Here is a 13,055-nt window from a genome sequence, read left to right as displayed (position 1 = left end):
GGCCGCCCCGCCCCCCCCCCCCCCCCCCCCCCCCCCCCCCGCGCCCGCCCCCCCCCCCCCCCCCCCCCCCCCCCCCCCCACATCGGGGGTTCCAGGGGGTCGTCCCCCTGGGAAAACACTGCGGGCCTTGGCGAAGCCGAGCAAAGCTCGGCGAGCACCAAGGCCCGACTCGGGGGTTCCAGGGGGTCGTCCCCCTGGGAAAAGACGAGGAGTGGCGGGGAAGGAGCGTCAGCTCCGACCACGCCACTCCTCACTCCGAGTGGAGCTATGGGGATTCGAACCCCAGACCTCCTCCATGCCATGGAGGCGCGCTACCAACTGCGCCATAGCCCCGCGCGGCCACGTGGACGTTCATCCTGTGGCGCGTGGTCAGTGTATAGGACGGTGGGGGCTGGTCTCGAATCGTTTGGGGTCAGGAGCCGTTGTCGGTGCGGTCGTCGCCGAGGACGGGTTCGGGGAGGGTGCCGGCGTTGTGCTCGGCGAGCCGCCAGCCGCCGTCGCGGAGTTCGGTGAGGACGGACCAGCAGCAGTTGGACAGGCCGCCGATGTGCTTCCAGACGTCCTCGGGGAGGCCGAGGAGCGCCGACATGCCGAGCCGGAGGGCGGCGCCGTGGGAGGCGACGACGAGCAGGCCGGTGGGCGGCAGGTCGTCGGCGGCGCGTTCCAGGGCCGCGGCGACGCGCTTGGCGACCTGGGCGCTGGTCTCCCCGCCGGGGGGCTGCCAGGCCTTGTGCTCCTCGGGGTAGCGTTCGCGGATCTCCCGGGAGGTGAGCCCTTCCCAGGCGCCGCCGTCGCGTTCGGTGAGGTCGCCGTCGGTGCGGACGGGCAGTCCGGTGACGGCGGCGAGCGCCTCGGCGGTGTCGGCGGCGCGGCGGAGGGGCGAGGCGAGCAGGTGCGTGGGCCGGAGCCCGGCGAGGAGCCGCGCGGCGCGGTGGGCCTGCTGGACGCCGGTGTCGTCGAGCGGGATGTCGGTCTTGCCCTGGAAGCGGTTCTCCAGGTTCCAGGCCGTCCGGCCGTGCCGCCAGAGCACGAGCCGCCGCGCGCCCGGTTCGCGGACGGGGCGGGCGTCACTCACTCGCGCTCCCGACGGCGCGGGCGCGCTGCGCCTGGTGGGCGGTGACGCTCTCGGGGAGCCCGATGAGCGGGCAGTCCTTCCAGAGCCGTTCGAGGGCGTAGAACAGGCGGTCTTCCTCATGCTGGATGTGCACGATGATGTCGGCGTAGTCCAGCAGCACCCAGCGGCCCTCGCGCTCCCCCTCGCGGCGGACGGGTTTGGCGCCCGCCTCCTCGCGCAGCCGCTTCTCGATCTCGTCGACGATGGCGCGGACCTGCCGGTCGTTGGGGGCGGAGCAGAGCAGGAACGCGTCGGTGATGACGAGCTGCTCGCTCACGTCGTAGGCAAGAATGTCGTCGGCCAGCTTGTCGCCCGCCGCCTCGGCGGCGATGCGGACCAGCGTCGCCGCCCTGTCCGATGCGGTCACGATGCGCTCGCGATCCTCCCTGTAGGGGTCATCTCGGGGTCCACCTTCTCACGGGAGGGTGCCGCCGGCCTGTGCATTTCCATTGGCATCCCTTTACCTTCGGCCGGGTTCGCCCGGTGGCCCTTTCCATCCCCAGGGTATGTGGCCGGACGGGCCGCTCGCCCCCGGTCAGGCGGCGGTCGCGCGGTAGAGGCCGCGCTTGTTGATGTACTGGACGATCCCGTCCGGGACGAGGTACCAGATCGGCTCGCCGGAGCCGACGCGGTCGCGGCACTCGGTGGAGGAGATCGACAGGGCGGGGACCTCCATGAGGGAGACGCGCCCGTTGGGCAGGCCGGGGTCGGCGAGGCGGTGGCCGGGGCGGGTGACGCCGATGAAGTGGGCGAGTTCGACGAGTTCGGCGGTGTCGTGCCAGGTGAGCATCTTCTCCAGGGCGTCCGCGCCGGTGATGAAGAACAGCTCGGCGTCGGGGCCCTGGAGGTCGCGCATGTCGCGCAGGGTGTCGACGGTGTAGGTGGGGCCCGGCCGGTCGATGTCGATGCGGCTGACGGAGAAGCGGGGGTTGGACGCGGTGGCGATGACGGTCATGAGGTAGCGGTCCTCGGCGGCGGCGACCTTGCTGGTCTCCTTGTGCGACGACAGGCCGGTGGGCACGAACACGACCTCGTCGAGCGAGTAGTAGTGGGCCACCTCGCTCGCGGCCACGAGGTGGCCGTGGTGGATCGGGTCGAAGGTGCCGCCCATGATCCCCAGCCGCCGCTTTTGCGTCATGCCGACGAGAATAACCAGCGGGTGCGATGCCCGGAACGTCCGCCCCCCGCGGTCCCGCGCGTCAGGCCAGGCCCGGGAGCGGCGGGTCGCCCTCGTCCCAGGTGACGACGCGGACGGCCTTGCCGACCTCGACCCGCGGGACGGTCCCGCCCGGCAGGGGGAAGACCTCGGCGGTGAAGCCGAGGGCCTCGTGCAGGGCCCGGGTCAGTTCCGCGCGCGGGTCGCCGGTGAGCGCCTCGCAGGCGACCAGGAGCCGGGCGGAGGGCCCGCGCCGGTCCACGACGAGCTGGTAGTGCGGCGCGACGAGCCCGGTCGCGAGCAGGGCGCGCTCGACCTCGCTCGGGTACACGTTGACGCCCCGGACGACGATCATGTCGTCGGCGCGCCCGATGACCTTGCTCATCCGGACGAGCGTGCGGCCGCAGGGGCAGGCGCGGCGGTCGAGGGAGGCGATGTCGCCCGTCCGGTAGCGCAGGAGGGGCAGCGCCTGCTTGGTCGGGGTCGTGAACACCAGCTCGCCGGGCGTGCCGTCGGCGACGGGCTCCCCGGAGGCGGGGTCGACGGCCTCGACGATGAAGTGGTCCTCGTTGACGTGCAGGCCGTCCTGTTCGAGGCACTCGGTGGCGACGCCGGGGCCGATGATCTCCGACAGGCCGTAGATGTCCATGGCCTTGATGGGCAGGACGCGCTCGATGGCGCCGCGCAGGCCCTCCGACCACGGCTCGGCGCCGAACAGGCCCGCCCGCAGCGCGTCCAGCTCCACCCCGGCCTCGGCGGCGGCCTCGCCGAGCCGCAGCGCGTAGGCGGGCGTGCAGGTCAGGATGTCGGGACGCAGGTCGGCGAGCATCCGGACCTGCCGGGCGGTCATCCCGCCCGACATCGGCACGACGGTCGCGCCGAGCGCCACCGCGCCCTGGTGGACGCCGATGCCGCCGGTGAACAGCCCGTAGCCGTAGGCGTTGTGCACGATGCTGCCCGGCGCGGCGCCCGCGCACGAGAGCGAGCGCGCGCACATCGCCGCCCACAGGTCGAGGTCGGCCCTGGTGTAGGCGACGAGGGTGGGGCGGCCGCGCGTCCCGCTGGACCCGTGCACGGCGGCGACCTGGTCGCGCGGGACGGCGAGCATCCCGAACGGGTAGTGGTCCCAGAGGTCCCGCTTGGTGGTGAACGGGAGCCGGTGCAGGTCGGCGGGCGCCACGTCGGAGCCGCCGCCGACGCCGGCCTCCTTCAGCCGCGCGCCCTGCACTCCCCCGGTCGCGAGCAGCCGGTCGACCAGCCCCCGCAGCCGGTCGCGCTGGAGCGCGGCGCGCTCGTCGACGGGCATCGCCTCGGCCTGCGGATCGAACATCGGGCCTCCCGGGGCCGGAGCCGGACGTCATGCCGCGCTGGGGAACCCTGCGGCACGGTGGTTCGTCGGAACTACCATGCCAGACCTGGCGTCGTCCACATCCGCTCGTCCCAGCCCGCGACGGCTCGGCGCCGCCTTCCGCCCGCCAGAAGGCGGGGCACTACACGCCTCAGGAGACCACGCATGACGGAGAACGCGCCCGACCGGGCCCGGACCCGATTCCCCGGGATCAGCTCCCGGGCCTACGAACACCCGGCGGACCGGTCGGCGCTGGTGGCGCTGCGCTCCCTGTCGGGGTTCGACGTCGTTCTGCGCAAGCTGTCCGGGCTGGTGAACGAGCGGGCGCTGCGCCTGATGTTCCTCGGCGGAACGGTCCGGGTGGGTGAGAACCAGTTCCGCAACATCCACGACATGGTGCGCGACGCGGCCTACATCCTGGACCTCCAGGAGATCCCCGACCTGTACGTCAAGCAGGACCCGACGCCGAACGCGATGGCGATCGGCTCCGACCACCCGTTCATCGTGCTGAACACCGGGCTGATCGATCTACTGGACGAGGAGGAGCTGCGCTTCGTCATCGGGCACGAGGTCGGGCACATCCTGTCCGGGCACGCGGTGTACCAGACGATGATGCAGATCCTGCTCCAGCTCGGGTCCCGGCTGGCCTGGCTGCCGCTCGGGAACATCGGCATCGCGGCGATCATCATCGGGCTGCGGGAGTGGTTCCGCAAGGCCGAGCTGTCCTCCGACCGGGCCGGGCTGCTGGCCGGGCAGGACCTCGACGCCGCCAAGCGGACGATGATGAAGCTCGCCGGCGGCACCCGCCTCGGCGAGATGAGCAGCGAGGCGTTCCTGGAGCAGGCACGCGAGTACGACGCGGCCGGCGACGTCCGGGACGGGCTGCTGAAGTTCCTGAACCTGCTGCCGCAGTCGCACCCCTACGCGGTGATCCGGTTCGCCGAGATCGACCGGTGGGCGCGCGAGGGCGAGTACGAGCGGATCATGGCGGGCGACTACCCGCGCCGCGCGGACGACGACGGCGCCTCGGTCTCCGAGGAGGTCCGCAACGCGGCCAAGTCCTACCGCGAGTCGTGGGAGCGCACCGCCGACCCGTTCGTCGGCAGGGTCCGCGACATGGCGGACGCGGCGGCGGGCGCCGCGGGCGGCCTGTTCGACCGCTTCACCCGCCGCGACCCCGGGCCCACCGACCGCTCCAACTGAGCATCGGTCCCACCGAGCCCGGAGTCCCCGAGCAGGGCCGCCGCGACACGGACGCGGCGGCCCTCCCCTTTGTCGTGAGCCTCGGCCGTCGCGCGAGTGCGTGACCTGGGGCGACGCCGGAGGCGAGCCCCACCGCGACGATCGCGAAGCGATGCCGCACTCGCCGACGGCACGGTCGGCTCAGCCGCGGAGGTGGCCCTCGCCGGTCACCACGTACTTGGTCGAGGTCAGTTCCGGCAGGCCCATCGGGCCGCGGGCGTGCAGCTTCTGGGTCGAGATGCCGATCTCCGCGCCGAACCCGAACTCCTCGCCGTCGGTGAAGCGCGTCGAGGCGTTCACCATCACGGCCGCCGAGTCCACCCGGGCGACGAACCGCTTCGCGGCGGGCTGCGACGTCGTGACGATCGCCTCGGTGTGGCCCGAGCCGTAGGTGCGGATGTGGGCGACGGCGTCGTCGAGGGAGTCGACGACGCGTCCGGAGATGTCCAGGGAGAGGTACTCGGCGTACCAGTCGTCCTCGGTGGCCTCGACGACGTCGTCGCCGTAGGAGCGGATCCGCTCGTCGCCGTGGACGGTGACGCCCGCTTCCCGGAGCGCCTCAAGCGCGCGCGGGACGAACGCGTCCGCGATGTCGGCGTGCACCAGGAAGGTCTCCGCCGCGTTGCACACCGACGGGCGCTGCGTCTTGGCGTTCAGCAGGATGTCCACGGCCATGGCGACGTCGGCGGAGGCGTCCACGTACACCGCGCAGTTCCCGACGCCGGTCTCGATCACCGGCACCGTGGACTCCTCGACCACCGAGTTGATCAGGGAGGCGCCGCCGCGCGGGATCAGCACGTCCACCAGCCCGCGCGCCCGCATCAGGTGCTTCACCGACTCGCGGGAGGTGCCGGGGACGAGCTGCACCGCGTCCGCCGGGACGTCGGTGCCCGCCAGCGCGGCCTGCATCACGCCGACCAGCGCCGTGTTGGACTCGTGCGCCGACGACGAGCCGCGCAGCAGGGCCGCGTTGCCGCTCTTCAGACACAGCGCCGCCGCGTCCACGGTCACGTTCGGGCGGCCCTCGTAGATGATCCCGACCACGCCGAGCGGCACCCGCACCTGCCGCAGCTCCAGCCCGTTCGGCAGGACGCCGCCGCGCACCGACTCCCCCACCGGGTCGGGCAGCGCCGCGACCTTGCGGGCGGCCTCGGCGATCGCCGCGATCCGCTCGACGGTCAGGGCCAGCCGGTCGATCATGTACTCCGACGTCCCGGCCTCGCGCGCCCGCGCGACGTCGGCCTCGTTCGCCTTGACGATCTCGGGCGCGCTCTCGACCAGCGCGTCCGCGACCGCGTGCAGCGCCGCGTCCTTGGCCGCGCGCGGCAGCGGGCCCAGCCCGGACGCGGCGTCCCCGGCGCGCCGTGCCACCCGCAGGAACTCCTCGCGCTCACTCATCACGTCCTCCTTCGTCGGCCAGGACGACCAGGTCGTCGCGGTGGATTATCTCGCGCTCGTACTCGGGCCCGAGCTCGCGGGCCAGCCAGCGGGTGGAGCGGCCCATCAGCTCGGGGACCTCGGCGGCGTCGTAGTTCACGAGCCCGCGCGCGACGACGCGGCCCGCCGGGTCGCACAGGTCGACCGGGTCGCCGGCGGCGAAGTCGCCCTCGACGCCGGTGACGCCCGCCGGGAGCAGCGACTTGCGGCGCCGCACGACCGCCTCGACGGCGCCCGCGTCCAGCATGACCCGCCCGGCGCCGGTGGTGGCGTGGGCGAGCCAGAGGTGCCGGGTGGAGCGGCGCCGCCCGTCCGCCGGGTGGAAGAGGGTGCCGGCGGGGTCGCCCGCGAGGGCCTGCGCGGCGGACGCGGCGTTCGTCAGCACGACCGGGACGCCCGCGATCCGCGCCGCCTCCACCTTCGTGACCATGCCGCCGGTGCCGACCCGCCCGGACCCGCCCAGCTCGACGCCCGCGAGGTCGGCCGGGCCCCGCACGTCCTCGATCCGCCGGGCCCCGGGCCGGCGCGGGTCGCCGGTGTAGAGGGCGTCGACGTCGGAGAGCAGGATCAGCGCGTCCGCGCGGGTCAGGTGCGCGACGAGCGCGGCGAGCCGGTCGTTGTCGCCGAACCGGATCTCGTCGGTGGCGACGGTGTCGTTCTCGTTCACGATCGGCAGCACGCCGAGCGCGAGCAGCTGCGCGAGCGTCCGCTGCGCGTTGCGGTGGTGGGAGCGGCGCATCATGTCGTCGGCGGTCAGCAGCACCTGCCCGACCGTGATCCGGTGCCGGGTGAACGCCGAGGTGTAGCGCGCGAACAGCAGGCCCTGCCCGACGCTCGCCGCCGCCTGCTGCGTCGCGAGGTCGGGCGGGCGGCGGACGAGCCCGAGCGGCCCGAGCCCCGCCGCGATCGCCCCCGAGGAGACGAACACGATCTCGGTGCCCGCGTCGCGCCGCGCCGCGAGGACGTCGACCAGCGCGTCGATGCGGGCGGCGTCGATCGTCCCCTCCGGGGTGGTGAGCGAGGAGGACCCCGCCTTCACCACGATCCGCCGGGCCTTCGCGATCGCCTCGCGCTCGCTCATCGAGCCATCTCCTCCGGGGGCTAGCGGTATCCGTCGAGGCGGCGGTCGGTGCCGCGGGGGCCGGCCGCGGCCTCGCCCGCGGCGACCTCGGGCTCCCAGTCGAAGACGACCGAGTCGTCGGGCGTCCCGATCAGCACGGTCGCGCCCCGGGAGGCGCCCGCCTCGGCCAGTGCCTGCTCCACGCCGAGCCGCGCGAGCCGGTCCGCGAGGTAGCCGACGGCCTCCTCGTTGGCGAAGTCGGTCTGCCGCAGCCACCGGACGGGCTTGTTCCCGGTGATCAGGAACGTGTTCTCGCCCATCGGCCTGACCTCGAAGCCGGTGTCGCCGCCGACCGGCTCCGGCCGGATCACGGTGCGGGTGGGCTCGACCGCGGGCAGCGCGGCACGATACTCGGTGACCATCGCCGCCATCGCGAACGACAGCTCCCGCAGCCCCTCGTGCGAGGCCGCCGACACCTCGAACACCGCGAGGCCCCGCGCCTCGAACTCGGGCCTGACCATCTCGGCGAGCTCGCGGCCGTCGGGCACGTCCACCTTGTTGAGCACGACGATGCGCGGCCGGTCCGACAGCGGGCGGTCGCCGAGGACCCGGTCGTAGGCCCGCAGCTCCCGCTCGATCACCTCGAAGTCGCTGACGGGGTCGCGCCCCGGCTCCATCGTGGCGCAGTCCAAAACGTGCGCGAGCGTCGAGGACCGCTCGATGTGCCGCAGGAACTCAAGGCCGAGGCCCCGGCCCTCGCTCGCACCCTCGATCAGCCCGGGGACGTCGGCGACCGTGAACGTCGTGTCGCCCGCGCCCACCACGCCGAGGTTCGGCACCAGCGTCGTGAACGGGTAGTCGGCGATCTTCGGCTTGGCCGCCGACAGCGCCGCGATCAGCGAGGACTTGCCCGCGCTCGGGAAGCCGACGAGCGCGACGTCCGCGACGCTCTTCAGCTCCAGCACCACGTCGCGCTCGTCGCCGGGCTCGCCGAGCAGCGCGAACCCGGGCGCCTTGCGCTTGGCGGTCGCGAGCGCCGCGTTCCCGAGCCCGCCGCGCCCGCCCTGCGCGACCACGTACCGGGTGCCCTCGCCGACCAGGTCGGCGAGGACCTCCTCGCCCGCCTTCACGACCGTGCCGTCGGGGACGGGCAGGATGACGTCCGCGCCGTCCGCGCCGGTGCGCAGGCTGCCCTGCCCCGGCCTGCCGTTGCCCGCCTTGCGGTGCGGCCGCCGGTGGTACTCCAGCAGGCTCGCGGCGTTCGCGTCGACCACCAGCACCACGTCGCCGCCGCGTCCGCCGTTCGCGCCGTCCGGGCCGCCGAGCGGCTTGAACTTCTCCCGGTGGACCGACGCGCAGCCGTTCCCGCCGTTTCCGGCGGCGGCGTGCAGCACCACCCGGTCGACGAACTGCGCGCCCGATCCCGCTCCAGCGGCCACGGTGACTCTCCTCGGTACAGGGCGACTCGAAAAAGGCGAAGTCGAAAAAGGCGAAGGGGCGGACCGTCGCCGGCCCGCCCCTTCGGTGAACGTCTCGTGCAGGCGGACTACTCCGCCGACGGCACGATCGCGACCGCGTTGCGACCGCGGTAGCGGCGGAACTCGACGGCGCCCGCGACCAGCGCGAACAGCGTGTCGTCGCCGCCGCGCCCGACGCCGGGGCCGGGGTGGAAGTGGGTGCCGCGCTGCCGGACGATGATCTCGCCGGCGTTGACGAGCTGGCCGCCGTAGCGCTTCACACCGAGGCGCTTGGCGTTGGAGTCGCGGCCGTTACGGCTGGACGACGCGCCCTTCTTGTGTGCCATCTGACCGCTCCCTTACTTCCCGGCCTTGATACCGGTGATCTTGACCTCGGTGTAGGGCTGACGGTGACCCATCCGCCGCTTGTACCCGGTCTTGTTCCGGTAGTGCATGATGTTGATCTTCGGGCCCTTGACGGCGCCGAGGATCTCGGCGGTCACCTCGTAGCGCGCGAGGTCGGCCGAGCCGCTGACGACGTCGTCGCCGTCCACGACCAGCACGGCCGGGAACGTGACGGTCGAGCCGACCTCACCGGCCAGCTTGTCGACGGTCAGCACGTCGTCGACCGCGACCCTCTCCTGCCTGCCGCCTGCGCGGACAATCGCGTACACCGCGGAAACCCTTCGTCTGCGCGCGCTTCCGGACTGAACCGGCCCCGCGCGTGGCTCACCAGCCCCCGGATGGGGGCCTACCCCCGGCACCGGTGCCGGAGGCGGCACACCAGAGGAGACCCCTGGCGCTCTCTGCTCGTCCCCACCGGATCGGCGGGGTGCGCACCGGACGGGCCCCGGAGGGGGACTCGCGGTGCATGGTCGGCTGGCGCGCCCACGGCGCGCCGAACCACAAGCCTACCGGATGCCCTGACCGGAACGCGAACGCGTCCGGCCAGGGCATCCGGGCTCAGGCGTCGGCGTCCCCGGCCTCGGCGGCGGCCTGCGCCGCGGCGCGCGGACGGCGGGTGCGGCGGCGCCGCGCGGTGCCGCCCTCGGCGTCCTCGTCCGGAGCGGGCGCGGCGCCGTTCGACTCGGCGGGCGCGGCGCCGTTGACCGCGACCGGCTCCGCCGAGTCCAGCGCGCCGGGCGAGGTGTCGGCCGCCTCCGCCGCGGCCTGGGCGGCCTCCACGGCGGCCTGCGCCGGGGCCTCCTCGGCGTCGACGTCGGGCGGCGGGCCCGCGGGGCGCTTGGCGGGGCCGGACTTCTTCGCCCGCGTCCGCGCCGGACGCGCCGCCTCCGGCTCCTCCGCCTCCCCGGCCTTCGTCTCGGCCTTCGCCTCGCTCTTGGCCTCGGACTTCGCGTCGTGCTTGGCGATCTTCTCCTCGACGGCCCGCTCGACCTCGCCCTTGCGCTTGCGGCGGCGGCCGCTCTCCTTGCCCGCCGCCTTGTCGGGCTTCGGCTCGACCGGCGTCAGGTGGACGTGGATGCCGCGCCCGTTGCAGGACTCGCAGGTCTCCGAGAACGCCTCCAGCAGCCCCTGCCCGACGCGCTTGCGGGTCATCTGGACCAGGCCGAGCGAGGTGACCTCGGCGACCTGGTGCTTGGTGCGGTCCCGCGACAGGCACTCCACGAGCCGGCGCAGCACCAGGTCGCGGTTGTTCTCCAGCACCATGTCGATGAAGTCGATCACGACGATGCCGCCGATGTCGCGCAGCCGGAGCTGGCGGACGATCTCCTCCGCCGCCTCCAGGTTGTTGCGGGTGACGGTCTCCTCCAGGTTGCCGCCCTGCCCGGTGAACTTGCCGGTGTTGACGTCGATGACCGTCATCGCCTCGGTCCGGTCGATCACCAGCGAGCCGCCGGAGGGCAGCCACACCTTGCGGTCCAGCGCCTTGGCGATCTGCTCGTCCACCCGGAACGCGCCGAGGACGTCCTGCGCGCCCTCCCACCGCTCGACCCGGTCGGCGAGGTGCGGCGCGACGTACTCGACGTAGTCCGAGACCGTGTCCCAGGCGTCACCGCCGGAGACCACGAGCTTGCTGAAGTCCTCGTTGAAGATGTCGCGGACGACGCGGATCGTGAGGTCGGGCTCCCCGTACAGCAGCGACGGCGCCGACGCGGACTTGACCTTCTTCTGGATGCTCTCCCACTGCGCGGCCAGGCGCGAGACGTCCCGGGACAGCTCCTCCTCGGTCGCCCCCTCGGCCGCCGTGCGGACGATCACGCCCGCGTTCTCCGGCATGACCTTCTTCAGGATCGACTTCAGGCGGCTGCGCTCCTTGTCGGGGAGCTTGCGGCTGATGCCGGTCATCGAGCCGTCGGGGACGTAGACCAGGTAGCGGCCGGGCAGCGAGACCTGGCTGGTCAGCCGGGCGCCCTTGTGGCCGAGCGGGTCCTTGGTGACCTGGACGAGCACCGACTGGCCCGACTTCAGCGCCGACTCGATGCGGCGCGGCTGGCCCTCCAGGCCCGCCACGTCCCAGTTGACCTCGCCCGCGTACAGGACCGCGTTGCGGCCCTTGCCGATGTCGACGAACGCCGCCTCCATCGACGGCAGCACGTTCTGGACCTTGCCGAGGTAGACGTTGCCCACGTACGACTGGTGGGTCGCGCGGTTGACGTAGTGCTCGACGAGGACGTCGTCCTCCAGGACGGCGATCTGCGTGCGCTCGCCCTCCTGCCGCACCACCATGACCCGCTCGACCGACTCGCGGCGCGCCAGGAACTCCGCCTCGGTGATCACCGGCGGACGGCGGCGGCCCTGCTCGCGGCCCTCGCGGCGGCGCTGCTTCTTGGCCTCCAGCCGGGTCGAGCCCCGGACGGACTGGACCTCGTCCTCCACCGCGCGCGCGTCGCGGACGTGCACGACGGTGTTCGGCGGGTCGTCCTGCGGCCCGCCCTCGCCGTCGGCCCCGGACCGGCGCCTGCGGCGGCGGCGCCGGCGGCTCGTCGCGCCCTGGCCGTCGCCCTCGTCGTCGTCCTCGTCCTGCTCGGCCTTGGCGGTCTCCTTCGCCGCCTCCTTGGCCTCCCTGGCCTCCTTGGCGGCCTTGGCCTTCCCGCCCCTGGTCGCCTTGGCGGCCTTGGCGGGCTGCTCCTCCTTGGCCTCCTTGGCCTCCTTGGACTCCCGCGCTTCCCGGGCCTCGCCCGCCTCCTCGGCGTCGGCGCCCTCGTCGGCCTGCGCGTCGTCCTCGACGCCGTCCTTGCCGCGGCCGCGGCCGCGGCCGCCCCTGCGGCGGCGGCGGCGCGAGGGGCGGTCATCGCCCTCGTCCTCGTCGTCGTGGACGGCCGGCCCGTGCTCGGCCTCGTCCGCGGGCTCCTCGGCCTTCGGCTCCTCCCGGGGCCGCGCCGGCGCCTCGGCCTTCGGCTGCGGCGGCTGGAACACGACCATGGGCGGCTGGAACATCACGCCGGGCACGCCGACGCCGCTCGCGGGCTCGGTCTCCGACACCCGGGACGCGTCCGGCTCGCCGCCGGTGCCCGGCACCGCCGGGACCTCGGGGACGATCGGAGCGGCGGGCACGTCCGGCTCGTCGGGCGTGACGGGCGGGGCGGCGGCGCTGGTACGGCGGCGGGTGCGCGTCCGGGTGGTGGGAGCCTTCTCCGCCGGGGCCTCGGCCTCCGGCGCCTCGGCCTGCGCCTCGCTCTTGGACGCGCCTGCCTCAGGCGCCTCGCCCTTCGGTGCCTCGGCGGCCGGGGACGTCTCGGCCCCGGTCAGCGGCACGGCCTCGGCTGTCTCCTCGCCCTTGGCGGCCGCGCTCCTGGCGGTGCCGCTCTTGGCGCGGGTCCGCGTCCGCGTGGTCTTCTTCACCGGCGCCGCCTCGCCGGCCTCCTCCTGCTGCTGCTCGGGCGCGGCCGCCTCGGGCGCGGTCGCCGCCCCGGCCCGCGCCGCCGTGGCGCGCCGCCCGCGCGCCGCGGGACGTCCCGCCTCCTGCTCACTCCCGGCGTCGGCGGACGGGGAGCCGGTGTCGCTGGGAGCGGGCTCCTCCGCCTTGGCCTGCGCGGGCGTGTCCTCCACGTCCGGCGGGGGCCCCGCCGGACGGCTGGCGCGGCGGCGGGTACGCGTGGTCACGCCGGGCGCGGTGGTGTCGGTGGTCTCGTTATCGGTGGCCGAATCGGCGTCGTTGTCAAGCATCCGGGCAATCTCCCGTCAGGCTCCCGGGCGCGACCGCCTGTTCCGCCAGGGGGCGGATCGGGGCGGTGCGCCGCGCGGGAGCACTCCGTCAGTCGTCGGCGTCGCCACCGCCG

The 13,055-nt window shown here is 74.1% G+C and carries 11 protein-coding genes and 1 tRNA gene; 1 reads left to right on the top strand and 11 read right to left on the bottom strand.

The annotated features are described in order from the left end of the window. Nucleotides 1-260: 260 nt before the first annotated feature. From KLI87_RS36315 to KLI87_RS36295, 5 genes are all read right to left on the bottom strand, one after another. Nucleotides 261-333: transfer RNA gene (locus tag KLI87_RS36315), tRNA-Ala, on the bottom strand. Nucleotides 334-412: 79 nt separating this feature from the next. Continuing rightward, the gene (locus tag KLI87_RS36310) at nt 413-1,075 is read right to left on the bottom strand and encodes a histidine phosphatase family protein (RefSeq protein WP_173390804.1); all 663 of its coding nucleotides are present in this window, start codon (nt 1,073-1,075) and stop codon (nt 413-415) included. Next, nucleotides 1,068-1,481 carry a ribosome silencing factor gene (gene rsfS / locus KLI87_RS36305; protein ID WP_214620649.1) on the bottom strand — a complete coding sequence of 138 codons (414 nt, stop codon included), beginning with the start codon at nt 1,479-1,481 and terminating at the stop codon, nt 1,068-1,070. The genes KLI87_RS36310 and rsfS overlap by 8 nt, the downstream gene beginning before the upstream one ends. Nucleotides 1,482-1,649: 168 nt before the next feature. After that, nucleotides 1,650-2,252 carry a nicotinate-nucleotide adenylyltransferase gene (nadD, locus tag KLI87_RS36300; protein WP_214620648.1) on the bottom strand — a complete coding sequence of 201 codons (603 nt, stop codon included), beginning with the start codon at nt 2,250-2,252 and terminating at the stop codon, nt 1,650-1,652. Nucleotides 2,253-2,313: 61 nt separating this feature from the next. Then, complete coding sequence (locus KLI87_RS36295; protein ID WP_214620647.1) at nt 2,314-3,600, bottom strand: phenylacetate--CoA ligase family protein; 1,287 nt, start codon at nt 3,598-3,600, stop codon at nt 2,314-2,316. A gap of 183 nt (nt 3,601-3,783) precedes the next feature. On the opposite strand from KLI87_RS36295, the gene KLI87_RS36290 reads away from it, so the two are divergent. Continuing rightward, nucleotides 3,784-4,821 (top strand): M48 family metallopeptidase, encoded by a 1,038-nt coding sequence (locus tag KLI87_RS36290; RefSeq protein WP_156218039.1) that lies wholly within the window; start codon nt 3,784-3,786, stop codon nt 4,819-4,821. A gap of 180 nt (nt 4,822-5,001) precedes the next feature. Here KLI87_RS36290 and KLI87_RS36285 read toward each other — a convergent pair whose 3' ends face one another. The 6 genes from KLI87_RS36285 to KLI87_RS36260 all read right to left on the bottom strand — a co-directional run bounded on the left by KLI87_RS36285 (nt 5,002) and on the right by KLI87_RS36260 (nt 12,942). After that, entirely contained in the window at nt 5,002-6,258 is a 1,257-nt protein-coding gene (locus KLI87_RS36285; protein ID WP_214620646.1) for a glutamate-5-semialdehyde dehydrogenase, read from the bottom strand. Continuing rightward, a complete protein-coding gene (gene proB, locus KLI87_RS36280) occupies nt 6,251-7,378 on the bottom strand; it encodes a glutamate 5-kinase (RefSeq protein ID WP_156218037.1) in 1,128 nt (375 codons plus the stop codon). Before proB ends, KLI87_RS36285 begins: the two co-directional genes overlap by 8 nt. A gap of 20 nt (nt 7,379-7,398) precedes the next feature. After that, nucleotides 7,399-8,796, bottom strand: coding sequence for a GTPase ObgE (gene obgE / locus KLI87_RS36275; protein WP_214620645.1), 1,398 nt, complete (start codon nt 8,794-8,796; stop codon nt 7,399-7,401). Between the two features lie 107 nt (nt 8,797-8,903). Further along, the gene (gene rpmA, locus KLI87_RS36270; protein ID WP_156218035.1) at nt 8,904-9,161 is read right to left on the bottom strand and encodes a 50S ribosomal protein L27; all 258 of its coding nucleotides are present in this window, start codon (nt 9,159-9,161) and stop codon (nt 8,904-8,906) included. Between the two features lie 12 nt (nt 9,162-9,173). Then, nucleotides 9,174-9,488: a 50S ribosomal protein L21 gene (gene rplU, locus KLI87_RS36265; RefSeq protein ID WP_214620644.1), complete on the bottom strand. Its 315-nt coding sequence runs from the start codon at nt 9,486-9,488 to the stop codon at nt 9,174-9,176. 289 nt (nt 9,489-9,777) lie between these two features. Continuing rightward, nucleotides 9,778-12,942 (bottom strand): Rne/Rng family ribonuclease, encoded by a 3,165-nt coding sequence (locus KLI87_RS36260; RefSeq protein ID WP_214620643.1) that lies wholly within the window; start codon nt 12,940-12,942, stop codon nt 9,778-9,780. Nucleotides 12,943-13,055 lie beyond the last annotated feature (113 nt).

This window comes from Actinomadura sp. NEAU-AAG7 (assembly GCF_018603865.1).
Lineage (GTDB): Bacteria > Actinomycetota > Actinomycetes > Streptosporangiales > Streptosporangiaceae > Spirillospora > Spirillospora litoris.
Note: the sequence above shows the minus strand (reverse complement) of the source record. Positions and strands in the feature narration are given on the sequence as shown.